Source organism: Dyadobacter sp. HNCC25DJ186, from assembly GCF_056895235.1.
The window spans coordinates 360,455-383,207 of sequence record NZ_JBXHAS010000001.1; the positions used below are offsets into that span (position 1 = coordinate 360,455).

25 protein-coding genes are annotated in these 22,753 nt (G+C 40.1%); 12 read left to right on the forward strand and 13 right to left on the reverse strand.

Features of this window, described 5'->3' with window-relative positions; all coding sequences use genetic code 11:
* Positions 1 to 10: 10 nt before the first annotated feature.
* Genes AC1XUO_RS01525 through AC1XUO_RS01540 form a run of 4 tightly spaced genes read right to left on the reverse strand, consistent with a single transcriptional unit; the run spans position 11 to position 3,076 of the window.
* On the reverse strand, positions 11 to 631 hold the full coding sequence (locus tag AC1XUO_RS01525) for an ABC transporter ATP-binding protein (RefSeq protein ID WP_483327995.1): 621 nt from the start codon (positions 629 to 631) through the stop codon (positions 11 to 13).
* Positions 632 to 674: 43 nt separating this feature from the next.
* Positions 675 to 1,592 (reverse strand): class A beta-lactamase, subclass A2, encoded by a 918-nt coding sequence (gene bla, locus AC1XUO_RS01530; RefSeq protein ID WP_483327996.1) that lies wholly within the window; start codon positions 1,590 to 1,592, stop codon positions 675 to 677.
* A gap of 27 nt (positions 1,593 to 1,619) precedes the next feature.
* Positions 1,620 to 2,840 (reverse strand): hemolysin family protein, encoded by a 1,221-nt coding sequence (locus AC1XUO_RS01535; RefSeq protein WP_483327997.1) that lies wholly within the window; start codon positions 2,838 to 2,840, stop codon positions 1,620 to 1,622.
* Positions 2,837 to 3,076 (reverse strand): hypothetical protein, encoded by a 240-nt coding sequence (locus tag AC1XUO_RS01540; protein WP_483327998.1) that lies wholly within the window; start codon positions 3,074 to 3,076, stop codon positions 2,837 to 2,839. Before AC1XUO_RS01540 ends, AC1XUO_RS01535 begins: the two co-directional genes overlap by 4 nt.
* Positions 3,077 to 3,281: 205 nt before the next feature.
* Here AC1XUO_RS01540 and fbaA point away from each other — a divergent pair, with 205 nt between their 5' ends.
* Entirely contained in the window at positions 3,282 to 4,361 is a 1,080-nt protein-coding gene (gene fbaA / locus AC1XUO_RS01545; RefSeq protein WP_483327999.1) for a class II fructose-bisphosphate aldolase, read from the forward strand.
* A 101-nt stretch (positions 4,362 to 4,462) separates the two neighbouring features.
* Here fbaA and AC1XUO_RS01550 read toward each other — a convergent pair whose 3' ends face one another.
* Positions 4,463 to 4,858 carry a winged helix-turn-helix transcriptional regulator gene (locus AC1XUO_RS01550; RefSeq protein ID WP_483328000.1) on the reverse strand — a complete coding sequence of 132 codons (396 nt, stop codon included), beginning with the start codon at positions 4,856 to 4,858 and terminating at the stop codon, positions 4,463 to 4,465.
* Positions 4,859 to 4,953: 95 nt separating this feature from the next.
* On the opposite strand from AC1XUO_RS01550, the gene AC1XUO_RS01555 reads away from it, so the two are divergent.
* From AC1XUO_RS01555 to AC1XUO_RS01570, 4 genes are all read left to right on the forward strand, one after another.
* Positions 4,954 to 5,124: a hypothetical protein gene (locus AC1XUO_RS01555; protein WP_483328001.1), complete on the forward strand. Its 171-nt coding sequence runs from the start codon at positions 4,954 to 4,956 to the stop codon at positions 5,122 to 5,124.
* 102 nt (positions 5,125 to 5,226) lie between these two features.
* Positions 5,227 to 5,931, forward strand: a complete 705-nt coding sequence (locus tag AC1XUO_RS01560) for a DsbA family oxidoreductase (protein ID WP_483328002.1) — start codon at positions 5,227 to 5,229, stop codon at positions 5,929 to 5,931.
* A 96-nt stretch (positions 5,932 to 6,027) separates the two neighbouring features.
* Positions 6,028 to 6,849: an ion transporter gene (locus AC1XUO_RS01565; RefSeq protein WP_483328003.1), complete on the forward strand. Its 822-nt coding sequence runs from the start codon at positions 6,028 to 6,030 to the stop codon at positions 6,847 to 6,849.
* A gap of 47 nt (positions 6,850 to 6,896) precedes the next feature.
* Positions 6,897 to 9,470, forward strand: coding sequence for a DUF5686 and carboxypeptidase regulatory-like domain-containing protein (locus tag AC1XUO_RS01570; RefSeq protein ID WP_483328004.1), 2,574 nt, complete (start codon positions 6,897 to 6,899; stop codon positions 9,468 to 9,470).
* Positions 9,471 to 9,519: 49 nt separating this feature from the next.
* Here the strand turns inward: AC1XUO_RS01570 and AC1XUO_RS01575 are convergent, their stop codons facing one another.
* On the reverse strand, positions 9,520 to 11,376 hold the full coding sequence (locus AC1XUO_RS01575; RefSeq protein ID WP_483328005.1) for a M1 family metallopeptidase: 1,857 nt from the start codon (positions 11,374 to 11,376) through the stop codon (positions 9,520 to 9,522).
* Between the two features lie 319 nt (positions 11,377 to 11,695).
* Between AC1XUO_RS01575 and AC1XUO_RS01580 the strand changes: the two genes are divergently transcribed.
* On the forward strand, positions 11,696 to 11,860 hold the full coding sequence (locus AC1XUO_RS01580; protein ID WP_138477434.1) for a DUF1328 family protein: 165 nt from the start codon (positions 11,696 to 11,698) through the stop codon (positions 11,858 to 11,860).
* 88 nt (positions 11,861 to 11,948) lie between these two features.
* Here the strand turns inward: AC1XUO_RS01580 and guaA are convergent, their stop codons facing one another.
* Positions 11,949 to 13,478 (reverse strand): glutamine-hydrolyzing GMP synthase, encoded by a 1,530-nt coding sequence (gene guaA, locus AC1XUO_RS01585; protein WP_483328006.1) that lies wholly within the window; start codon positions 13,476 to 13,478, stop codon positions 11,949 to 11,951.
* A 191-nt stretch (positions 13,479 to 13,669) separates the two neighbouring features.
* On the opposite strand from guaA, the gene AC1XUO_RS01590 reads away from it, so the two are divergent.
* Positions 13,670 to 13,861: a cold-shock protein gene (locus AC1XUO_RS01590; protein WP_090335282.1), complete on the forward strand. Its 192-nt coding sequence runs from the start codon at positions 13,670 to 13,672 to the stop codon at positions 13,859 to 13,861.
* A 78-nt stretch (positions 13,862 to 13,939) separates the two neighbouring features.
* Here the strand turns inward: AC1XUO_RS01590 and AC1XUO_RS01595 are convergent, their stop codons facing one another.
* Positions 13,940 to 15,424 carry a glycine--tRNA ligase gene (locus AC1XUO_RS01595; RefSeq protein WP_483328007.1) on the reverse strand — a complete coding sequence of 495 codons (1,485 nt, stop codon included), beginning with the start codon at positions 15,422 to 15,424 and terminating at the stop codon, positions 13,940 to 13,942.
* Positions 15,425 to 15,578: 154 nt separating this feature from the next.
* On the opposite strand from AC1XUO_RS01595, the gene AC1XUO_RS01600 reads away from it, so the two are divergent.
* Genes AC1XUO_RS01600 through AC1XUO_RS01610 form a run of 3 tightly spaced genes read left to right on the forward strand, consistent with a single transcriptional unit; the run spans position 15,579 to position 17,202 of the window.
* Positions 15,579 to 15,785 (forward strand): type II toxin-antitoxin system VapB family antitoxin, encoded by a 207-nt coding sequence (locus tag AC1XUO_RS01600; protein ID WP_483328008.1) that lies wholly within the window; start codon positions 15,579 to 15,581, stop codon positions 15,783 to 15,785.
* Positions 15,769 to 16,170, forward strand: a complete 402-nt coding sequence (gene vapC / locus AC1XUO_RS01605; RefSeq protein WP_483328009.1) for a type II toxin-antitoxin system VapC family toxin — start codon at positions 15,769 to 15,771, stop codon at positions 16,168 to 16,170. Before AC1XUO_RS01600 ends, vapC begins: the two co-directional genes overlap by 17 nt.
* Positions 16,171 to 16,221: 51 nt before the next feature.
* On the forward strand, positions 16,222 to 17,202 hold the full coding sequence (locus AC1XUO_RS01610; protein ID WP_483328010.1) for a ComEA family DNA-binding protein: 981 nt from the start codon (positions 16,222 to 16,224) through the stop codon (positions 17,200 to 17,202).
* A 416-nt stretch (positions 17,203 to 17,618) separates the two neighbouring features.
* Here AC1XUO_RS01610 and AC1XUO_RS01615 read toward each other — a convergent pair whose 3' ends face one another.
* The 4 genes from AC1XUO_RS01615 to AC1XUO_RS01630 all read right to left on the reverse strand — a co-directional run bounded on the left by AC1XUO_RS01615 (position 17,619) and on the right by AC1XUO_RS01630 (position 20,143).
* The gene (locus AC1XUO_RS01615; protein WP_483328011.1) at positions 17,619 to 18,338 is read right to left on the reverse strand and encodes a sterol desaturase family protein; all 720 of its coding nucleotides are present in this window, start codon (positions 18,336 to 18,338) and stop codon (positions 17,619 to 17,621) included.
* Between the two features lie 26 nt (positions 18,339 to 18,364).
* Positions 18,365 to 18,649 carry a hypothetical protein gene (locus AC1XUO_RS01620; RefSeq protein ID WP_483328012.1) on the reverse strand — a complete coding sequence of 95 codons (285 nt, stop codon included), beginning with the start codon at positions 18,647 to 18,649 and terminating at the stop codon, positions 18,365 to 18,367.
* 160 nt (positions 18,650 to 18,809) lie between these two features.
* Positions 18,810 to 19,373, reverse strand: a complete 564-nt coding sequence (locus AC1XUO_RS01625) for a Crp/Fnr family transcriptional regulator (RefSeq protein WP_483328013.1) — start codon at positions 19,371 to 19,373, stop codon at positions 18,810 to 18,812.
* On the reverse strand, positions 19,373 to 20,143 hold the full coding sequence (locus AC1XUO_RS01630; protein WP_235148924.1) for an LOG family protein: 771 nt from the start codon (positions 20,141 to 20,143) through the stop codon (positions 19,373 to 19,375). Before AC1XUO_RS01630 ends, AC1XUO_RS01625 begins: the two co-directional genes overlap by 1 nt.
* Before the next feature lie 127 nt (positions 20,144 to 20,270).
* On the opposite strand from AC1XUO_RS01630, the gene rpiB reads away from it, so the two are divergent.
* Positions 20,271 to 20,702, forward strand: a complete 432-nt coding sequence (gene rpiB / locus AC1XUO_RS01635) for a ribose 5-phosphate isomerase B (protein ID WP_483328014.1) — start codon at positions 20,271 to 20,273, stop codon at positions 20,700 to 20,702.
* A 61-nt stretch (positions 20,703 to 20,763) separates the two neighbouring features.
* Here the strand turns inward: rpiB and AC1XUO_RS01640 are convergent, their stop codons facing one another.
* The gene (locus AC1XUO_RS01640; protein WP_483328015.1) at positions 20,764 to 22,176 is read right to left on the reverse strand and encodes a hypothetical protein; all 1,413 of its coding nucleotides are present in this window, start codon (positions 22,174 to 22,176) and stop codon (positions 20,764 to 20,766) included.
* A 188-nt stretch (positions 22,177 to 22,364) separates the two neighbouring features.
* Between AC1XUO_RS01640 and rbfA the strand changes: the two genes are divergently transcribed.
* Positions 22,365 to 22,751, forward strand: coding sequence for a 30S ribosome-binding factor RbfA (gene rbfA, locus AC1XUO_RS01645; protein WP_235148921.1), 387 nt, complete (start codon positions 22,365 to 22,367; stop codon positions 22,749 to 22,751).
* Positions 22,752 to 22,753: the final 2 nt, after the last annotated feature.

Sequence of the window (22,753 nt, forward strand, 5' to 3'; positions counted from 1 at the left end):
TAATACGTTTTTATTTGAACGCAGAAACCGATATGATATTTTCACAAAATTCATATTCCTGCTTCACATTTGAACCCAGCAAAACAAGTTGGTTTTCAGTAGCTTTCGTAACGTTGTCAAGATACCAGTTTATACCGGTTACATCCAAATTTGTTGTGGGTTCATCAAGAAAAATAATTGGGACATCAGACATGAAAGCAAGTCCAAGTTTGACCCGCTGTTTCATTCCTGATGAAAAATGGCGGATTACTTTTCCCCGCGCGTGAGATAAGTGGATAAAATCTTCGAAATCAGAGCTTGAAATATTGTTTTTAAGGGGCTTGAATTGTTTATGAAAATCGACCAGCTCTCTCAGGGTAAATTCTTCGATCAATTCAAGGTAAGGTGCTGCAATAATCAAATGTTTATACCAGTCGTCCACATCAATACTTTTCCCATCTTTGGTGATGTATTCTATTGTACCTTCTGTGGCAGGGGTCATACCGGTGATCAACTGCAACAGTGTTGATTTACCACTTCCGTTCGGTCCGACAAAAACGTATTTCTGTCCTTCTTCCAGTACAAAACTTGCCCGCCGGATAATCCATTCCTGAATGAATTTTTTACCTATATTCTCTACTTTTATCTGCACAATGTATTGTTCGATTCAGGATTGAAGATAATACTCCATCCTTTTATTTTTTTGCTAAATAATAATCCCAGGCTGCCTTAGAAATCTGAGCGATTACACCATCCCGTGTTTTTTCATCAACCGGAGTATTTGACACAAAAACTACAATGGCTACGTGCTCACCATTTGGGAGCGTCATAATCCCAGCGTCGTTTGTTGCTGCCAGGATACCATCTTTACTATCTGACAAACCCGTTTTATGCGCAACAACGGCATTTTTCGGCAACATTCCTTTGATCTTATTAGGTCCGGAAGTTGTTTCCGTCATAATTTTCCACAAAAAATCGTTGCTTGTTTTGGACAATGATTTGCCTTTGTAAAAGATATCCAGCAAACGCAACATCGCTCTTGGCTTACACCAGTTGGTAAACTGAGCATTCCAATTTTTATGCATTTCTTCCTCTGTTGCAGCAATAGCGATACTTTTCACCCCCAGACTTTGGACATATGCATCTACTTTTTTCGTCCCTCCCAGCAGCCGGAATAAAATATCACAGCCGTTATTGTCACTTTGAGAAACCGTATAAGCCAAAATTTCTGACAGTTTCAAGTCAACGTTTCCTTTCGGATATTTTTCCCTGATCGGGCTCCAAGTGTTAGGTAACAGATCTTTTGGCGTAATACGGATTTTCTGATTCAACGACAGTTTCCCCTTATCCACCTGATCCAGAACAGCCATCGCAAGCGGGAATTTATACACACTTTGCATTGGATATTTCAGCCCTTCATTGAACAAAAAAGTTTCTCGGTCTTCCAAACCCATAATTGCAACACCAACCGTTCCTTTCGCCTGAGGAAGAATTTTTTCTATTTTCTGCCGAAAAATATCGTGTTGTTTTTGCGCGCTCACATGGTTATTCGCCAACAAAAACAAGGCCATCAAGAGCAATGGAAATACTTTGAGCTGCGTACGGGAATTCATCGGAATGATTAATAAGGGTTGTACAGGTTAATTTTCACTCGTTTCATTTATGGTTTGAGTACTTCCATTTCTTATCCTTGTCAATTTCACCAGCTCAATCCTGGTATCCTGCATAGAAATTATTTGAAACGAATATGGCGGCATATCTATTTCATCGTTCACTTCCGGCAAATCGCCGTGTAATTGAATAAGCATACCCGCAAGTGTATCGTAATCACCTTCGGGAAGTTCCCAACCATATTTTTCGTTTAGATAATCAACTTCGTGGCGAGCACTGAGAAGGTAGGTATTGTCATCCACTTTTCGTTCCGTCCAGTCTTCCGTTGAATCGTATTCATCCTGAATTTCTCCGAAAATCTGTTCCACGACATCCTCGACGCTTACCAATCCGGAAGTTCCTCCGAATTCATCAACGACCAAAGCAAGACTTCTTCTTTCTTCCAAAAAACGAAGCATAAGATCACTGGCTGGCATCGCTTCCGGAACAATCAAAATCGGCGTGACGATGCTGCTGATTTCCTTCGGTTTCCGAAATAGTGATAGGGCGTGACAGTAACCAAGTACGTCGTCGACTGATTCGCGGTAGACGATAATTTTGGAATGCCCGCTAGTTAAAAAAGTCCTTTTCAAATCATCGATCGTGTCGTTTACGTTCACAGCCGAAATTTCTGTACGCGGAATCATACAGTCGCGGATGCGTAAATCCTTGAAATCAAGCGCGTTGATGAACATTCGCTCTTCGATACTATGATCGTCAAAATCAGGATCATCGGCAGAAGCAGCCTCATCCCGCAAGTAATATGACAAAGCATGTTCTTTCACAAAAGGCTCGACCAACCAATAAAGCGGCGTCATGGCCCATTCTGCAAAACGCACAGGAAAAGCTTTCAAATCAAGAATTTTCGGAAAACTACGTCCGATCCGCACCCATGTAGTATAACATAGTATCCACAGAATAGCCAGGAATATAAAAAGGACAGCGAAGGTAAAACCTTCTGCGAGACCCAGATAATCATGTAAAATAGGGAATACGAATGCTACTGCGTAAAAACAGCCAAATGCCACCACGGCCAGACGAATCATCCGCAACAGACGTCGCCAATAAAGCGTCTGAAAAATTTCAGCAGCGTTTTCGTGCCTAAGGGAATAGCGGTCAATGGAAACATCCAGAAGCACAGCCCGAACCGCTCCGTAATAACCGGCAAGAATGAAAAAGAAAACAGCAAAACCAACTAGCAGAACATTCATTTCTTTATCGTTTTGGTGGTTTTTGCAATTTTAGCATTCTCTTCATGCTCCAATTTTCTTTTGGCTTCAAGCGACGACTTCAACCGGCTGAACTGAAAAAATAAAAGACAGGTAATACTTAATAATAAAAGCCAGTAACTTTCAAATAACGTGGTGCGGCGGAATTCAAGTACCCATACAATTAAAAAACCGAGCGTGGCGGCAAGAAGAATGGTTCGGGTTAATTTTGGAGACATGCAATATTAATTTTCTATTCTTTTTTCAAATATACACAGAATGATTCAAAATGGTTACTGACAAAAATCGTCATTTTGCCTTATAATATCCTTTACTTATCTCTCCCATTTTCTGTAAAATCGTTAACTTGCGGGAATTCCTGTACAATCGGGCCGCAATACCCGAATTGTAAAATTTATTCTTGATAAAATATCTTACTTTACTATGAGCGAAACCACAAAACGCTTTCCTGCCGGTGTAATTACGGGTGAAGGTATCAGCGAAATTTTCCGTCATGCCAACGAAAATAATTATGCCCTTCCGGCTGTCAACGTTGTAGGCACTAACTCAGTGAATGCAGTTTTAGAAACAGCTGCGGCTGTAAACAGTCCTGTTATTATTCAGTTTTCGAATGGTGGCGGAATTTTTTACGCAGGAAAAAGCCTTTCAAATACAGATCAGAAAGCTGCCATTGCAGGAAGTATCTCAGGCGCTCAGCACGTACACCTTATGTCTGAGGCTTATGGCGTTCCTGTAATTTTACATACAGACCATTGCGCGAAAAAACTTCTTCCCTGGATCGACGGTCTGTTGGAAGCTGGTGAACGTCACTTTGACCAATATGGCAAGCCTTTATACAGCTCGCACATGCTTGATTTGTCTGAAGAACCGATTGAAGAAAATATCGAGATCTGCAGCAAATATTTCGAGCGTATGGCTAAAATTGGCATGACCCTTGAAATTGAATTAGGTGTTACGGGTGGAGAAGAAGATGGCGTTGATAATAGCGACGTTGACAGCTCTAAACTGTATACTCAGCCTGACGAAGTTGCTTACGCTTATGAAGAATTGAGTAAAATCTCTCCTAATTTCACGATCGCTGCTGCTTTCGGAAACGTGCATGGTGTTTACAAACCAGGTAATGTGAAATTGGAGCCGAAAATCCTTCTTAATTCTCAGAACTTTATCAAGGAAAAATTCGGAACAGGTGATCTTCCTGTAAACTTCGTATTCCATGGTGGATCAGGTTCTTCCCGTGAGGAAATCCGTGAAGCGATCGAATACGGTGCGATCAAAATGAACATCGATACAGACGTTCAGTGGTCAACCTGGGAAGGAATTCTTAAATATTACAAAGACAAAGAAGGATATCTTCAGTCTCAATTAGGAAATCCTGAAAGTGCTGATTCTCCAAACAAAAAATATTACGATCCACGCGTATGGTTACGTAAAGGCGAAGAAAGCATGATCGCTCGTTTGAAAGTTGCTTTCGAAGATTTGAACTGCATCAACCGTCTGGCATAATCTGTTCCGGTTCAAAGCAATATAAAAAAGTGAGGTTTCGAAAGCGTAAAAACGATCGAAGCCTCACTTTTTTTTATATCGCAGCTTTCAGATATTTCCGCTTATACTTCCAAAGCCTCACTTACTTCCAGTTTCCCCATTACCTGATTTCTGTGTTTAATTCCCCAAACACGCAGCACATCGATTAAATCACGCAAGGACCTTCCATGTTCGGTCAAGGTATATTCTACCACCACTGGTATGGAATCATAAACCGTACGCTTCACCAACTGATGTGCTTCCAGATCTCGTAATTCTTTCGATAACATTTTGTCTGTAATATTCGGAATTTCCTTCGCAATCTGCGTGAAACGTTTATTTCCAAACATCAAAGAAATTACGATCTGAAGTTTCCATTTCCCATTGAGCGCATCCAGAGCGTCACGTACCGGTAAAAGGCTTTTTGTGCAATCGCTATGATTTAATTTTTCTTCTAAAAATTCCTGCTTCGCTTCCATCCGTCTTTCTATTTTATTACTATCCTATTGTATAGCACTTACAAATATATAGTTTATTTATTTAAGTTTGTACGGTCGAATTGTAATCATGGGCAGTGGAACACGCCTATACCGCATCGGGGAATGCACTTTCTGCAGCCGTTTATGAACAAATTGACGCCACACCCATGGAAGGTTTATACGCAGAGAGTCTGGATGCAATTTTGCGATTAAACGAAAAAGATCTGCTTAGTGTTCTAATCAAGACGGCAGTTATTGTAAAATGACGTTTTGGCAAAAGCTAAAAAAGTTAGAAGACCCAAAGAAAAGCTTTTTGTTACCATCTAAAATGAGATCGTGACATAATTTAAAAACTAAACTAAAAGACAATGAAAGTTGAAATATGGAGTGACGTAATGTGCCCTTGGTGTTACATAGGAAAAAGAAAATTTGAAAAAGCACTGGAACAATTTCCGCAAAAAGACAGAATCGAAGTGGAATGGAAAAGTTTTCAGTTAAATCCTGATATGGAAACCGATCCAAGTAAAAATATTATCGATTATCTGGTTGAAGCAAAAGGTATAACTGCGGATCATGCCACGCAAATGCTTGACAATGTGACTCATGTTGCGGCAGAAGTTGGGCTGGAATATCACATGGACAAAGCGGTTCTGGCAAATTCCTTTGACAGCCACCGGTTTATCCAGTTTGCCAAGAAAAATAAAAAGGGTGATGAGGCAGAAGAACAATTGTTCCACGCTTATTTTACAGAAGGAAAAAATACGGCTGACCATGATACACTCATTGATCTTGGTGTGAAAATCGGGTTGGATGCCGGGACAGTTAAAAGTGTTTTGGATAGTAACCAATATGCCGACGAAGTTCGCAAGGATGTGTATGAGGCGCAGCAAGTTGGAGCCAGAGGTGTTCCTTTTTTTGTTTTGGACAGAAAATATGCAGTGTCAGGTGCGCAGCAGTCAGACACTTTTCTGGGTGCCCTTCAAAAATCTTTTCAGGAATGGGAAAAAGAAAACCCGGCCCCAATTCAAACCTATGCACAAGGCGATAGCTGCACTACGGACGGCGTTTGCTAGATTTTAAGTTAACATAAAACAAAAGCCCGGGACATTGTATTTTGTGCAATCCCCGGGCTTTTCTTACATTGCCGGCTTACATATTAAATGTAGGTTATGGCCATAGATCGTAATTCATTACGGGGAAAACTTTTTATTATCATTTTCGGAGCAAATACAAAAAAGGGGCGACTTTTTGACGTTTTCCTGCTTTATTTCATCCTGATTAGTATTTTGATCGTTTGTCTCGAAAGTGTTCCCAAAATCCGGAATAATTACGAACCAGAATTTTTTTATCTGGAAACATTTTTTACCGTCGTTTTCACGATTGAATATTTCCTTCGGATTTACAGCCACCCCAAGCCCCTCAAATACCTGCTAAGTTTTTATGGAATCATTGATTTGTTATCGATCATTCCATTTTACCTTACCTATTTTATGCCTTCCGGACATTATCTGATCACTATCCGGATATTGCGCCTGCTAAGAGTTTTCAGGATTCTAAAATTAAGCAGTTTTGTGCATCATGCGCAGGTTCTTAAAAGCGCACTTGCTGCCAGTTTGCAAAAAATAACCGTTTTTATGTTGTTTATCGTTGCCCTGGTTCTGATCATAGGCACGATTATGTATGTAGTTGAAGGAGAAGAAAATGGCTTTACCAGTATTCCGCAAAGTATCTATTGGGCAATTGTAACAATTACAACTGTTGGTTATGGAGATTTGACACCGCAGACGCCGTTTGGACAGGTTATTTCGTCTCTGGTGATGATTATGGGCTATGCGATCATTGCTGTCCCAACAGGAATTGTAACAGTTGAAATGTCAAGATCGTTACCAGTTATTAAAACCGAAAATAATTTTGAATGCCTGTATTGTGGTAAAAGTGTTCCATCAAACGCCAATTTTTGCAGTAATTGCGGACATTCCCTTAAAGAATAACGGCAGATTTATCTTCTGATTTCAACCTAGTATCCTTTATCAACGTTATGCGCCTTATTCTTTGCTCAGTTTTTCTATTTTTCATTGTTGCCGCATCGAAGGCAGGAGGAATCAAAGGGCGTATTTCAAATAAAACAGGCGATGCCCTGCCCTATGCAGGAATTGTTGTAAAAACAAGCGGTGAAGGTACCATTGCGAATGATGAAGGTTTATACGAATTTACCTTACCAGCAGGAACTTACGAGATCATTTTCCAGTACCTGGGCTTTAAAACACTCACAAAATCGGTTGTTGTGGGCAATGATTTCCAGGAATTGAATATTGTCCTGGAAGAGCAGGCACTGAACCTTGATGAAGTAAAGGTTGACAATAAAAGAGAAGATCCCGCTTATACGATCATGCGGAAAGCGATTGCCAAAGCCCGTTTTCATCAGCTCCAGGTTCGGGCATATACTGCCAAAGTTTATTCAAGAAGTACGGCACTTCCGACGAAAATACCATATCTGGTTGAGCGTAGATTGAAAAAAGAAGGTGTCCAGGAGGGAAAAGCCATCATTAACGAGAGCGTTGCAGAAATACAATATCGCCGACCAAACAATTTCAAACAGAATATTCTTTCCACCCGGAATAGCCTCGACAATAGCATCCCATCGCCCAACGAATATATTTTAGCCAGCTTGTATAGTCCGGAAATTGCGGGTACGATTTCTCCGCTGTCACCAAAATCTTTTGCTTATTACAAATTTGAATATGAAGGTTATTTCGAGGACCGCGGACAGATTATCAATAAAATAAAAGTAATTCCCAGAGCTTATGGCGAAGGCGTTTTTCGCGGCAGTTTGTACATAATCGACGAACGCTGGGCTATTCATAGTTATGATCTTGAAACGACGAATAGTGGTCTGGACATCTCTGCCAGGCAAATATTCAACCCGATCCAAAATGTCTGGCTTCCTGTCAACCAGCAGTTCAGGATCAAAGGTAGTTATCTGGGTTTCGCGGGAGAATTTAAATACCTGGTTTCGCTGACCTATCAGAAAATGGATGTTGATCCGGGATTGAAGGAAGATATCGTGGTAAAAGATCCAAAGGTCGACGAGGAAGTTTCTGAAAAAATCCGTAAGAAAAATCTCGAAAAGATGATTCAGGAACAAAAAGCGTTTTCAACCAAAAACCTTCGAAAGTTTACAAAAGAATACGATAAGGAGCTTAAAAAGGAAAGGAAAAATAAGGGCGAAGACACCAGAATTGTACGTGAAGATTCTATCATCGTTGACACGATGGCGAATAAAAGAGATACCACTTACTGGGAAAACCTGCGTCCGATTCCATTGACCAATTCCGAAGTTCAGAGTTATGCTATGCAGGATAGTATCAGAGTGATTAAGGATGCCCATAAATTTAATAGTCGCCCGGATTCCACGAATTTTAAATTACAGCACATCCTGGTCGGGAATACTTATTCATTCAAAAAGCAGAATTTTTTACGGATAGAAAGTCCATTTCTTGCTTTTTATTATAACACCGTAGAAGGTTACGCCTTAAATCTCTCCGCAGAATATCAGAAACGCTGGGGTAAATCCAGTTACTTTACAGTTCGGCCTTATGGACGTTATACCTTTGGCCGAGATCGTTTTAATGGAAATCTGGAAGCCAATATCGGTAACAAGAACTCTAATTTCCTGATCACTGGTGGTGAAATGGTCAATCAGATCAATCGAGATAATCCGATCACACCGTTTGGGAATACCGTTTCCACATTGATTTTTGAACGAAATCGGGCGAAACTTTATCAGTCCAAATTCCTGAAAACAGAATATTCTATCAGAAATATTTTTGATGTTTTTAATTTCAATACCAGTTTGGAATACGAACAGCGCCAGGAATTGTTTGATATGGAAAACATAAAATCCTTTATCGACTGGCCTAAGAGAAATTTCATACCCAACAGGCCCATAAATGATGAGCTGGAAAATACCGGTTTCCCTAACCATGACGCGCTGATATTTCAGATCAGCGCAGATATCCGGCCTTGGCGCAGGTATTTGGTCCGCAATGGTGAAAAGCGATATTTGAGAAGTAAAAAACCATCTTTCAGTGTTCTTTACAAATCCGGATTAGGTTTTGGAGGTGACGTTAATTATGACTTTTTGCAGGGAGGTATCCGTCAAAGTATTGATCTCGGCCCGAGAAATACTATCGGTTATTCTGTAAAAGGCGGAGGTTTTTTAAGTAATAAAGAAATGTATTTTCCTGATTTCCGACATTTCCTCGGCAACGAATCTTTCTTCCGTCTGGGCGATCCGCTTAACCAGTTTAGAAGTTTACCTTATTACGAACACAGCACACAGCAATGGTTTGTCGAAGGGCACGCATTATGGGCAATGCAGCGATTTATAATTACACAGTTACCTGTTTTTCGTCTTCGGGGACTCAAAGAAACGGTTCAGTTGCATTATCTATTTTCACCAACGTCGCGTCATTATGGTGAATTGGTCTATGGCATAGATCATATACTGCGCTTTTTCAGAATTGAAACAGTCGTACAATTTGACAGCTACAAAATCAATAAAGTCGAATTCCGGCTGGGAACCACATTTAGTCTTGCAGATTTAAAATAAAAAATTGGCCAGGAGCCAGAATGGAATGCCCGGCGCCTGACCGATCGTTTTATTTTACTTTTGACCCCTTAAATCTTGGCGCAACTTTTGGCAAAGAGGGATAACTATTATTTTCAGGATTAATGTCTGCCATACGCTGGCTTGGATCAATCACGATGCGGTCGATATCAGTGGATATGCGATCGATTGTAAAAGTATATTCCGGATATGTCCAGCCCCAATCTGACAACAATGTCGTTTTGGAATACATTTTCTCCCCCTTCTCTCCACGCATCATTTCCAACGGAATATAGAAATTCTCCTGCGTGCCATCCTTATAACTAACAACAACATCCAGAGGCATCGGCATTTGCCCTATTTTCTCGATCACAACATCCGTTTTTCCACCAATCGGAACGATTTCCTTAATTCCATAATCTATGGTTTTTGTAGTTCCGACAAAATCCTCCCAATACCAATCCAATTCCAAACCTGATTCCTTTTCAATAATCCGTTTCAAATCCGTTGGATTTGGATGTTTGTACTTCCACTCATTAAAATAACGTTTCATGCCCGATTCCAGCTTATCCTGTCCGATTATGTAACCAAGCTGATTTAAGAAAACCGCACCCTTTGAATAACTTGCGATACTGTAAGCCCGGTTGGTATTATAATGATCCGCATGCGTCGTCAAAGGTTCTTCCAAACCTGATTTGACAAGATTTCTATAACTGTTCGTCGTCGCGCGCTGCGGATCCGTTTTGGACTGAAATAATTCCGACATTACAATATTCTGCGCATACGTTGTGAAACCCTCGTCCATCCAAGAATATTTGGATTCATTAGTACCCAAAATCATTTGGAACCAGCTATGGATTGATTCATGGACTGCAACACCTAACAAACCAGGTAAGTTTTGACGCCCGGTAATCAGCGTTGCCATTGGGTATTCCATACCGCCATCTCCACCTTGAATAATCGAATATTGTTTATAAGGATAACGGCCAAATTTTTCATTCATAATCTTGAAAGCCCGAACTGCCAGAGGCTCCATTTCTTTCCAGACATTAGCCAAAGTATCCGTTTGATAGAAAAAATGCAGATCGAGATTATCGTCCACTTTAACGACATCGTGTTTGTAGTCGCGGTCGGCTGCCCACATAAAATCGTGCACTTCCGGTGCGATGAAATGCCAGGTTAATTTTTCACCTGCCTTATGTTTTACTTCTTTCTTGGAATAGCCATAACCGATCTTGTCCGCGTTTTGAAGATAACCCGTTGCAGCAACCATGTAGGATGCATCAAGCGTAATTTTCACGTCAAAATCTCCCCAAACACCATAAAACTCACGGGCGATATAGGGATTTGCATGCCAGCCCTCATAATCATACTCGCACATTTTAGGATACCATTGCGCGACGGAATAATCAATTCCTTCGCTGTTGTCCCGTCCATTGCGACGAATCTGGATTGGCATTTGTGCTTCAAATTCCAGATCAAAAGTATGCTGCGTTTTAGGTAGAATTTTTTCGTTAAGTGTTACTTCCAATATCGTCCCGACAACTTCGTACTTCAACGGTTTTCCATTGTGTTTTAAGGAAAGAACTTTTTCGTAGCCAATTTCGCTTGGAGAAAGTTTGGAAATACGGTCCTTCACACGTGGGTCCGGATCGCTGATCGTCCTTGAACGCACATCCATTTGACTTCCCGGTTGAAAAGCATTTAAGTAAAGATGGTAAAATACTTTGGTTAGCGTGTCGGGAGAATTGTTAGTATAAACAAGTTTCTGTACGCCTTTGTATTGATGTGTTTTCACATCAAAATCGACATTCATCTGATATTTAGCACGTTGCTGCCAGCGGTCTGACTGAGCAAATGCGGCTGTACAACTGAAAGCAGCCAGAACAAGGAAAAGCAGTTTATTCATTCGTAAAAACTAAAATTACATATTAAATATTACGCAAATTAAGGCAAACCCGTTAGCTAGCCTTATTGATTAATCAAATCAGTTTAAAACTTATATTTTAACTTCGAATAAGTCAAATTCTATCTCAAACAAGAATTGATGTAACTTTTTATTCCATTATCAAATAAAATTGGGAAGCAATCTCTACATTAAATCTACAATTCCAGTCAGATTCAGTCGATTCAGAGCTCTGAGGGTGTTATTTTCTGAAATATACTTCTGGCATATAAATAGTAGAAATCATTTCATATTTTATTAATCAACTAACTATTTGTCAATTATGCTAAAATGGACAGTAATATTTCTGATCGTTGCCATCATTGCCGGGGTACTTGGATTTGGTGGAATTGCAGCGGGTGCTGCTGGAATAGCTAAAATACTTTTCTTTGTATTCCTGGTTTTATTCGTATTGAGTTTGATAAGCCGCGGGGTCGGGCGATCCTGATGTAGTGATAAATATCCCAAAAAATATAAAAGTAAAAAGCGAGCTAAACCAGCCCGCTTTTACTTTTATATACGTAAATTAAATATCTTTATTCCCATTCAATCGTTGCCGGTGGCTTCGACGAAATATCATAAACGACGCGGTTAACGCCTTTAACTTTATTGATTATATCATTCGAAACTTCTGCAAGAAAATCATAAGGTAAATGTGCCCAATCGGCCGTCATACCATCCACTGAGGTTACAGCCCGCAAAGCAACAACACTTTCATAAGTGCGCTCATCACCCATTACGCCGACGCTTTTAACCGGCAAAAGCATAACACCAGCCTGCCAAACCTCGTTGTAAAGATTCCATTTTCTAAGTCCTCCGATGAATATGGCATCAACCTCCTGTAAAATCGCTACTTTTTCGGGTGTTATATCCCCCAAAATACGGATAGCCAGACCAGGACCCGGGAATGGGTGCCGACCTAATATCGTTGGGTCAATCTCTAATGTTTTTCCAACCAGCCTTACTTCGTCTTTAAACAAGGTATTAAGCGGCTCAACAATTTTCAGCTTCATAAAATCAGGTAAACCACCTACATTGTGGTGCGATTTTATAGTCGCTGATGGGCCTTTCACTGAAACTGATTCAATAACATCAGGATATATTGTTCCCTGACCAAGCCATTTAACATCTTCGATTAAATGAGATTCCTGATCAAAAACATCGATAAATGCTTTTCCGATTGCCTTTCTTTTTGCTTCCGGATCAGACAAACCGTCCAAAGCGTTATAAAACAAGTCTTTTGCATCAACACCTTTAATATTTAAACCCATATCGCGGTATGATTCAAGCACTTGCTCAAATTCACCTTTTCTCAATAATCCGTTATCAACAAAAATGCAGAACAGATTTTTACCGATTGCATGGTGTACAAGTGTTGCTGCAACTGTGGAATCAACCCCACCGGAAAGAGCCATAACAACACGGTCATTTCCAAGTTTCGCTTTCAAGGCACTGATCGATTGTTCAACAAAAGCATCTGCCGTCCAATCTTGCTTGCACCCGCAAATGCCAACCACGAAATTGTGCATAAGCTGTTTTCCCTCCGTAGAATGTGTAACTTCCGGATGAAACTGGATTCCGTAGGTTAGCTCCTCCGCAATTTTAAAAGCAGCAACTTTTACCGACTCAGTAGAAGCAATGATTTTAAAACTTTCCGGAATTGTAACAATTGTATCGCCGTGTGACATCCAAACCTGAGAAGTTGCAGAAAGTCCGGCAAGCAATGACGAATCTTCATCATCTATTTCCAAACGAGCTCTTCCATATTCACGATGTTGTGAAGCTCTCACCTCGCCACCCATCAATTGCGCCATTAATTGGGCACCGTAACAAACACCGAGCACAGGAACAACCTTCCTGAATTTATCGAGGTCTACATAAGGAGCGTTTTCGTCTCTTACGGAACAGGGGCTGCCTGAAAGGATAACACCTTTGATATTCGGAGTGAGCTCCGGGAAGTTATTGTATGGATGGATTTCACAATAAACATTGAGTTCCCGAACCCGACGCGCAATTAATTGCGTGTATTGTGAGCCAAAATCTAGAATAAGAATCTGTTCAGTCATAGAAAATGCGATATAAACCGCAAAGGTACAGTTTTACAATGATAGAAAGAAAAATATCAAAAAAACTGTTGAAATATTATAAATCTCTATGGCTTAGCGAAGAAAATACTTCATTATTTTATTATTAACTCTTGTAAATAAGTTACGCTTCTTATTATATTTGTTTAAAATAATTTCAATATAATATTTTTATGAATCAAGGAACAATTAAATTCTTTAACGACGAAAAAGGTTACGGGTTTGTTAAAGACGCAGAAACAGGACAGGATTATTTCGTACATATCTCAGGTCTTGTTGACGAAGTACGCGAAAACGACGAAGTTACTTATGATCTTCAGGAGGGTCGCAAAGGGCTAAACGCCGTTAATGTTAAGCTTGCATAATCAGGACTTAATATCAATCAAAAAAGGGTTTTCGATATCGAAAACCCTTTTTTGATTTTATAAATGCTGGTGAAATGATCAGATCGCTTCCAGAATTCTTTCAATTGAAACCTGATAGCCTATTTTTTCTTTCAACTCACCGATCAGAACACGTTCTTGTTCCATCGAATCACGGTGACGGATCGTCACTGTATCATCCTCCATCGTTTGATAATCTACCACCACACAGAATGGAGTACCAATTAAATCCTGGCGAGTATAACGTTTTCCAATGGCCGCTCCGTCGTCATACGTAGTACGGAAAGCAGATTTCAAAGAATTTGTAATCGCCTGCGCTTTTTCGGCCAGTCCATCTTTTTTAACCAATGGTAAAACAGCAACTTTGAAAGGAGCCAATGCCGGATGTAATTTCAGATAAGTACGTTCTTTTTCAGAATCGCCCTCACCTACCGTTTCTTTGGTATAAGCATTGCAGAATGTGGCAAGGAAAAGGCGGTCAGCACCTACCGAGGTTTCTACAACGTAAGGAATATAGTTTCCGTAAGGTTTTCCATTTTCATCAAGATCTGCATCAAAATATTGAAGCTTTTTCCTTGACAATTCCTGATGGTTACGAAGGTCAAAATCAGTACGTGAGTGAATTCCTTCCATTTCACGGAACCCAAACGGGAATTTGTATTCGATATCTACCGCCGCATTTGCGTAATGGGCAAGTTTTTCATGATCATGAAATTTCAAACTGTCAGCTGGTAAGCCCAAAGCTATGTGAAATTTCATACGTGCCTCTTTCCACTTGTTATACCATTCCATTTCAGTACCAGGGCGAATGAAAAACTGCATTTCCATTTGCTCAAATTCACGCATGCGGAAAGTAAACTGGCGCGCAACGATTTCGTTACGGAATGCCTTTCCAATCTGTGCTATACCAAAAGGAACCTTCATCCGTCCGCTTTTCTGCACATTCAGAAAGTTTACGAAAATTCCCTGAGCAGTTTCCGGACGAAGATATATCAAACTTGAATCCTCAGCTACCGAACCTACCTGTGTGCTGAACATCAGATTAAACTGACGAACTTCCGTCCAGTTGGCAGTTCCGGAGACAGCACATTTTATATTTTCTGCGATAATTAATTCACGAACCGCTTCAAGATTTTCGGCGCTCAACAAGCGTCCCATTTCTGCAAGTAATGCCTGCGCCTTTTCCGGCTGACCATCCGCTTCATATTGTTCAGCTTTTGCTTCCAAAAGCTGATCGGCGCGATAACGTTTTTTTGAATCTTTATTGTCAATCATCGGATCGCTGAAACCGTCCACGTGTCCGGAAGCTTTCCAGGTCAGCGGATGCATAAAAATGGAAGCATCTATACCAACGATATTATCATTGAGCTGCGTCATGGCCTTCCACCACACGGCTTTCAGGTTATTTTTCAGTTCCACACCATTCTGACCGTAGTCATAAACAGCTTGTAATCCATCATATATTTCGGAAGAAGGGAACACAAATCCGTATTCTTTGGCATGCCCTACAATGTCTTGTAAAGAGGTAGCAGGTGATTGGCTCATTATTGATTCAGACAATTGATTAATAAACGTAAGGTTTTCAGACTGTATTTTTTACCGTTTTTTACAATCAGTTGGCAAAATTAGGGAATTTGGTGGCAAAGCATAACCATGTGTATAAAATTTGTATATTTGTGTGTATTCAACATCAAATATTATGAGAACGAATGTCGAAATTGATGATGCCTTAATGGAAGAAGCAATGCAGCTTACTCAAATCAAAACAAAAAAACAGATCATCGAATCTGCGTTAAAAGAATTCATTTCAGCAACACACCGTAAACAGTTAATGTCGTTACGGGGAAAAGTAGAATGGGAAGGAAATTTAGACCAAATGAGATCTCAGGATGTACAAGATATTTGATACGTCAGTTTGGATTAACTACTTCAATGGAATTAAGGACCCAGGAACAGATTTCCTTCACCAATGTCTTGACAAGGGCCAAGTCTGCATGATTGGAATTATTACTTTGGAAGTGTTGCAAGGAATTAAAAATGACTCTACCTATAATGCTATTAAAAGCCATTTTAAAAGTCTTCCATCACTCCCAGCACCGACATTCGAATTATATGACGGCTCAGCCCAATTGTATAGAACTCTTCGCAAAAAAGGGATAACAATCCGCAAAACTAACGACTGCCTGATTGCTCACTATTGTATGTTTTTTGATATTGAACTTTGTCATAACGACATTGACTTTGATCGTATCGCTGAAAATACTTCACTAAAAATCTGGAAACCAATATAACATTTCAGCGTCAAAAGCAGGACTACTATTTATGTCCTAAACTTTTGACTTATGTTCCGACGCATCATCGATCAGCTTGAAGATTATTTCGGTATATCCAGAAAACAGGCACGCGCTGGTTTCGTACTGATACTCTTGTCATTCGTGCTAATCTGGACGCCGTTTGTTTTCAGACGATGGATATTACCGCATTTCCCGGTATCCTCCGAACCTATTGATACACAAAAACTGGACAGCATTGTTTCGCAGTTAGAGATAGATGCAGCTGCGGGTGAAGTTGAAAGAGAAAATAGCTATCCTAAAAAGGAATATAATAAAACACCCGATCGCCCGGTTCGTCTATCTTCTTTTGACCCCAATACGGCTTCAATTGAACAACTTCAAGAACTTGGCATACCAAAATTCATTGCCAAAAGGATAGATAAGTACAGATCCAAAGGCGGAAAATTTAGAAAAAAAGAAGATCTGTTGCACATTTATGATTTCCCTTCTGATGTTTACAAAAACCTGGAATCTTATATCAATATCAAACTTCCGGCAGTTGAAACTAAATCTTCTGCCACGAAGTATGCTGACAAATCTTATAAAAATAACCCCTCACCAAAAGAAGCCAAGGTTTTTACGAAAGCAATTATTGCTCCTTTCGATATTAACACAACGGATACCACACAACTAATCAGGTTGAAAGGAATCGGCAGTAAATTGTCCGTTCGTATTTTAAAATTCCGTGATGGTCTTGGCGGATTTCATTCCACAAGCCAGTTCTCTGAAATTTTCGGCCTCGATTCTCTTGCATTATCGGAGCTAACCAAATATGCAAAAGTTCAAAGCCGCGTTAAGAAAATCAATTTAAACACCGCGACGGCCGAAGAATTGGGGCAACATTCGTATTTACGTAAAAAGAAAATAAATGCTGTCATAATAAATTACAGAATCCAGCACGGACCTTACCAATCAATTGATGACCTGAAAAAAGTTCGGGTCCTGGATGAAAAATTAATTGAGAAGATTGAGCCTTATTTGGAGTTTTGAAAGGTGGGTTTAAATCTGAATAAATAATATTCATAACAGACGACTAGATAGCAAACGAGTACAATGTAACTTGGAAGCATGTGCACCGTTAGCAAGACAGAAAAGCTCCGCGCAACAATAGCATCGTAAGCCAGCAGGCCAACATGAACCATAAATATGCTTTGGCAGATTAAGACAGGCAATAGTTTACCGTGCATTTTTAACAACATCACCCAACAATAAAACCAAGTGATAAGAAGTAATAAACTAAGAATTTTCCCATCCAGCGAGCATTCAACAAGACATACAGGTAGAAAAAATAAATTGGGCAATACTAATTTAACACCGATGCTCGAAACAAATGGATAAGCCAGGTTACTGGCAAGGAGACAAATTCGGACGGAATTATTCATTTTTTTAGGATAAAGTGTGTCAAATTATTCTTTATGGACATCTTTAAATTTTAGCATATCCGTTAAACGCTGCTCTTTTTCATTATCAAAACCGCACGAACTTTTAAACTCTTTCGGATTTTCGTAGGTGCCAAACAGCATATCCCACCAGACAATATCACCATAATTATTCGTATGTTTTTCATATTCATGATGAATTCTGTGCATTTCAGGCCGTTGAAATATGTAACCGATCCATTGAGGAGTTTTTACATTGGTATGATAGAAAAATTCACCCAGCGCAGTACAAAGCGTATAAATTCCGCCTGCCTCAACATTTAGTCCTAACAAGGTGTATACCAGCAAACTCCCAATCAGAGAATTGACAGTCATTTCTAACGGATGTTTGTAAAAGGAAGTAATAACTTCCAGCCGTTGAGGACTATGGTGAATCTGGTGAAAATGAGTCCATAAATAATCAACCGTATGCCGCCATCTATGCCACCAGTAAAAAATAAAAGTTGCAATGAAATAGGCAATCATTCCTCCGGCAACATCATTGACATGATTTGACATTTTGAAAATACTTACCGAAGAAAACCACTTCTCCCATGTCAAACCTGCAAGCGTGACAACGCCCAGCTGAACAAAATTGATGGCCAGCACTCGGATTGTCCAAGTCGGAACTTCCGGCAACTTCCATCCCGGAATCATTCGTTCCAGGATAAAACAAAGGCCAAAAACTAGGAATATGATCGTCAGCATAATTTCTATTTTTAGATGTTATTTGATTAACTAAAAACAGATATAACCGCCAATAAAACATAGGGCGTAACTGCGCAGAATAGTAAATTCTTAGTAACCATTTTGCTGGTAAGCACCTTCCCTGAAAAAATTTGAGCTCCGGTTGTGATGAAAAATGCGATGTAAATTATTGCCCAGAAAATACCTTTCAGGGATATACATCCTGTTTCCGGAAATAACAGATTTGAGATAAACAGCGTTGCAAAGTATGCAAGCACGGTTCCTGCAATGAGATAAAAAATATGCAGAAACATTCTAAGTGAAGTATCCATAAAAAGAAGTTTGAATTGTGAGATTTACAACTCAAACTTCCACATTCTCACCACAGATTCCTTTGACAATTATCAAAATCGTGTAAAAAACACAATAACTTTCGATACCAGGTCACGATTACTAAAAAATATCTAAACGCTAACTCCTAACGACCAACCCTCACATCCTGCCCCGGATCCGGCTCAGATGCTCCTGTGAAATACCCAGATAGGAAGCTATCTGTCCGAGTTTAACCCGCTGAAGAATATCCGGAATTTGAAGCAATAAACGTTCGTAACGCTCCTCAGCCGTACAAAACGCAAAGAGTTTCATACGCTCGTCAAGCAGAAGATAATTTTGCGTGATCAGCAACCGTCCTAGCCTTTCCACGATCGGATGGTCTAGAAAAACCGGTTCAATTTTGTTGTATTGTAGACTCCATATCGAAGAATCTTCTAAAACCTCAATGTTATAAGAAGAAGCATTGCCAGTAAATAAACTGTCAATGGCACTGACAATCTGGTTTTCGCCTGCGAACCATGCAGTCACTTCCTTGCCGTCTTTATAATAAAAAACTCGGGCAATGCCCTTTTCTATAAAGTGAAATTCTTTGCATACATCGCCGTTTTGAAGCAGCGATGTATGTTTAGAAAGTTGTTTATGAACTGTTATGGCATTGATTGCCGCCGCGCTTTCTGCCGGCAACGGGACTATTTTATTTAGATAATCAATAAAATAATTCATCAGAAGTTTGGCTTCAGCAAGTACTTGGAATAGAATTCGTCTATCACATGTACTGCTTCATCCGGCGTATCCACAACACTGATAAGTTTCATATCCTCCGGATTTATATTTCCTTCGGTCAGCATCGTGCTTTTGATCCAGTCCAGTAAACCTGACCAGTAACTGCTGCCAAACAAAACTATTGGAAAACGTCCGATCTTTTTAGTCTGGATCAGTGTCATCGCTTCAAAAAGCTCATCCAAAGTTCCAAATCCACCTGGCATGACGATGAAACCTTGCGAGTATTTTACGAACATTACTTTCCGGACAAAGAAAAAGTCGAAATTGATATTTTTATCGTGGTCGATGTAAGGATTGCTATGTTGTTCAAAAGGCAATTTAATATTCAGACCGACTGATTTCCCACCCTGCTCAAAGGCTCCTTTATTACCCGCTTCCATAATACCCGGCCCACCGCCGGTAACAACGCCATAGCCGTGTCTTACCAATTTTGCCGCAATATCTTCCGTCACTTTATAATAAGGATTATCAGGTTTCGTGCGGGCCGAGCCAAAAATCGTAACACAGGGACCGATTTTCGCGAGCTTATCAAAACCCTCGACAAACTCCGCCATTACCTTAAATATAACCCAGGAATCAGCACTTTTTATTTCACTCCAGTTCCGATCTTCAAAAGCCGCTTTTATTTGAATTTCATCTTCCGGCACGGCCGCATTAAGAAGCGAAACATCTATTAATTTCGAATTTTCATTTTTTAATTCATCATTCATATTCTCAAAATTATTTTAGTTCATTGATTTGCTGTTAACTTTGTTTTCCAGTTTAACTTAATCTGGAAAATTTAACAATTTCTAAGACAGAATCGTTATTTACCTGGACACAATTAACAAAAAAGTAATGAAAAAAATTGCGATCGGTTCCGACCATGCTGGTTTCCCCTACAAAGAACCAATTACCACCTGGCTTACCAATAATGGTTATGAAGTGAAGGATTTTGGAACATACAGCCCGGATTCTGCCGATTATGCAGATTTTGCACATCCCGTTGCAAGCGGTGTTGAGAGCAAAGAATTTGAAAAAGGGATACTGCTTTGTGGCAGTGGTCAGGGCGTGTGTATCACCGCAAACAAACACCAGGGAATTCGTGCCGCTTTGGTATGGGATCTAGAACTTGCGGCATTGTCGCGCCAGCATAATGATGCTAACGTGATTTGTATTCCGGTACGTTTTATAACGCTGGAAACTGCGATCGCGAGTATCGAGGCATTTTTAAATACTGATTTTGAAGGAGGAAGACACCAGACACGCGTGAACAAAATCGCTTGTTAATATATAAATCACGATAAAAAAAATAAGACCGGTCATCGTTGATGGCCGGTCCTATTTTTTACTATTGAATTTTCTGGTAAATCCCTTTCCACGGGCTCAGCTTATACTGGCTTTGAAGCGCAGGAACCCTGGATAAAAGTTTGGGCATAATGTTGACCTTATCAATCACATAATCCGGCGGATCCTTCCTGAAATTGTCGTAGACATGGATCACACTGTCAAAATTGTCCAGATTTTTCAAGTCGTAACTTGACAGATCCCAGTTCAGGTAGGGCGTAGCGGAATAATTTTCCTTATACTCCCCGGCATGTTGCCCTAAAACCAGTATTCTCTTATTTTTGATCTCTGCCGGCAGCGAGGCCGACTTCGATCGAAGATTTTCGAGTTTCCCCATCGAAATGCCCGGCAAAATTCCACGTGTCCCCTGATACTGGATAAACACGATAACCGCAGTCATCAGTATAAACTGAAACTCATCTCCGAAACTTTTGCGCTTGAAACTCTGGAAATAATGTGTTGCAAAAAAAGCCGCCGGTGGAATGAAAATCACAAACTGCATTGGGGCCAGATACTGCATTAATGGAATCGTAAAAACGGAAACGATAAACCAAAGTGCCATCACCTGCTGGATCCTGGTCTGGTAGTTCACGAACCGTAAAGTCGTAAAAATCCGCATAAAACCTAAAATCCCAAAACCGAGCGGCAAGAGCAAAGAAGCTAAAAGTGAAGAAAAGTCGGTAAGATTATATTGTTTTACCTGAAAAACAGAAGTCAGCAAATTACGGTTTAAACTCTCAATTCCATCATTCATATAGAAAAATAACAACACCATCAGCAGAGGAAAGAGCGAACCAAAAAGCCCTAATAAATGGTGCCTTATCGTTGCGCCGGTATAAAAAAGCAATGCCAGAAATGCCCAGACCATGAACAAAGAAGCTGGCAAATAAAACAACGTCGCTATACCAATGTACAAACCCATTTCAAAAACCTGATTTGTAGCTTCCCGGCGAACCAGAATTTTAACGATTAAACCAAACGCAAAAAGCAAAAAAGTATTGGCCATTAACATCGGCGACAGCGTGCCGAGGTCAAATGAGATGTTCAGAAAAATGGCGTAGAGTGCGCCCGGAATATAGGTGCGTTCAGGAAAAACTTCTCTTGAAAATATAACGTAATTGAAGTACAGAATTTGAATAATTCCAAGTCCGGCCGCGATGAGCTGATATACTCCCTGCGACCTGCCGAAAACAGAATCAATGAGCCAGTAGGCAAGTCCGGAAAAGGGACTGACGTTGTCCCAAACGTCCCGATAAAGCATAAAACCGTGGTTCATTTGCTCTCCGACAAGCATCCAGCTCAGTTCTGGTATCAATAACGGTATTCCTCCAAAAAAGAACGGCAGCCTCAGCAGTAGAAAAAATACTACCACACTGATCATCTGATAAGCCGCATTAACCCGAAAAAAACTAAGCAAGAAACTGGATGGTTAGATAGGACGACATGAATACTTTCACGAAATTACAACCGAGGGGTCTACAAAAACAAAATAAGTATGGATATTTGTATTAAATATAGTAGATAGCAGAAGTTAAGGAGGATAGCGGAAGGTTTGAAAATTTCATTAAAAATAATCAAACGTCCAAAGTCCGCAATCAGAAAAAGATGGAATCGAAGAGACAACAAAAGGTAGGGAGACAAATCCAGAAGGATTTAGGTGAAATTTTTCAACAAGACGCACAACATTTGGTAAACGGCTCGTTCGTTACGATTACTGCAGTCCGCGTTTCCCCGGATCTTGGGATTGCGCGGGCATACCTGAGCTTTTTACCTGATAAAAATAAAGGTTTTTTACTCGAAACAATTAAGGAAAATACAAAATTCATCAGACAAAAACTGGCTGAACGCGTTCGTCACCAGTTGCGTATTGTGCCTCATTTACAATTCTATATCGATGATACTGCTGAATACGCAGCAAAGATGGATCTTCTTTTTGCAGATTTGGTCATTCCGCCTGCACAACCGGACGACGAAGAAGAAGAGAAGAACTGATC

Bases quoted from the DNA above. Each gene is read 5' to 3' on its own strand.
- bla (WP_483327996.1), bottom strand. From the start codon at position 1,592: ATGAATTCCCGTACGCAGCTCAAAGTATTTCCATTGCTCTTGATGGCC.
- AC1XUO_RS01535 (WP_483327997.1), bottom strand. From the start codon at position 2,840: ATGAATGTTCTGCTAGTTGGTTTTGCTGTTTTCTTTTTCATTCTTGCC.
- fbaA (WP_483327999.1), top strand. From the start codon at position 3,282: ATGAGCGAAACCACAAAACGCTTTCCTGCCGGTGTAATTACGGGTGAA.
- AC1XUO_RS01615 (WP_483328011.1), bottom strand. From the start codon at position 18,338: ATGCTGACGATCATATTCCTAGTTTTTGGCCTTTGTTTTATCCTGGAA.
- guaA (WP_483328006.1), bottom strand. From the start codon at position 13,478: ATGACTGAACAGATTCTTATTCTAGATTTTGGCTCACAATACACGCAA.
- rbfA (WP_235148921.1), top strand. From the start codon at position 22,365: ATGGAATCGAAGAGACAACAAAAGGTAGGGAGACAAATCCAGAAGGAT.
- AC1XUO_RS01575 (WP_483328005.1), bottom strand. From the start codon at position 11,376: ATGAATAAACTGCTTTTCCTTGTTCTGGCTGCTTTCAGTTGTACAGCC.
- AC1XUO_RS01590 (WP_090335282.1), top strand. From the start codon at position 13,670: ATGAATCAAGGAACAATTAAATTCTTTAACGACGAAAAAGGTTACGGG.
- AC1XUO_RS01600 (WP_483328008.1), top strand. From the start codon at position 15,579: ATGAGAACGAATGTCGAAATTGATGATGCCTTAATGGAAGAAGCAATG.
- AC1XUO_RS01560 (WP_483328002.1), top strand. From the start codon at position 5,227: ATGAAAGTTGAAATATGGAGTGACGTAATGTGCCCTTGGTGTTACATA.
- AC1XUO_RS01610 (WP_483328010.1), top strand. From the start codon at position 16,222: ATGTTCCGACGCATCATCGATCAGCTTGAAGATTATTTCGGTATATCC.
- AC1XUO_RS01570 (WP_483328004.1), top strand. From the start codon at position 6,897: ATGCGCCTTATTCTTTGCTCAGTTTTTCTATTTTTCATTGTTGCCGCA.
- AC1XUO_RS01565 (WP_483328003.1), top strand. From the start codon at position 6,028: ATGGCCATAGATCGTAATTCATTACGGGGAAAACTTTTTATTATCATT.
- rpiB (WP_483328014.1), top strand. From the start codon at position 20,271: ATGAAAAAAATTGCGATCGGTTCCGACCATGCTGGTTTCCCCTACAAA.
- AC1XUO_RS01595 (WP_483328007.1), bottom strand. From the start codon at position 15,424: ATGAGCCAATCACCTGCTACCTCTTTACAAGACATTGTAGGGCATGCC.
- AC1XUO_RS01625 (WP_483328013.1), bottom strand. From the start codon at position 19,373: ATGAATTATTTTATTGATTATCTAAATAAAATAGTCCCGTTGCCGGCA.
- AC1XUO_RS01630 (WP_235148924.1), bottom strand. From the start codon at position 20,143: ATGAATGATGAATTAAAAAATGAAAATTCGAAATTAATAGATGTTTCG.
- AC1XUO_RS01550 (WP_483328000.1), bottom strand. From the start codon at position 4,858: ATGGAAGCGAAGCAGGAATTTTTAGAAGAAAAATTAAATCATAGCGAT.
- AC1XUO_RS01580 (WP_138477434.1), top strand. From the start codon at position 11,696: ATGCTAAAATGGACAGTAATATTTCTGATCGTTGCCATCATTGCCGGG.
- vapC (WP_483328009.1), top strand. From the start codon at position 15,769: ATGTACAAGATATTTGATACGTCAGTTTGGATTAACTACTTCAATGGA.
- AC1XUO_RS01620 (WP_483328012.1), bottom strand. From the start codon at position 18,649: ATGGATACTTCACTTAGAATGTTTCTGCATATTTTTTATCTCATTGCA.
- AC1XUO_RS01540 (WP_483327998.1), bottom strand. From the start codon at position 3,076: ATGTCTCCAAAATTAACCCGAACCATTCTTCTTGCCGCCACGCTCGGT.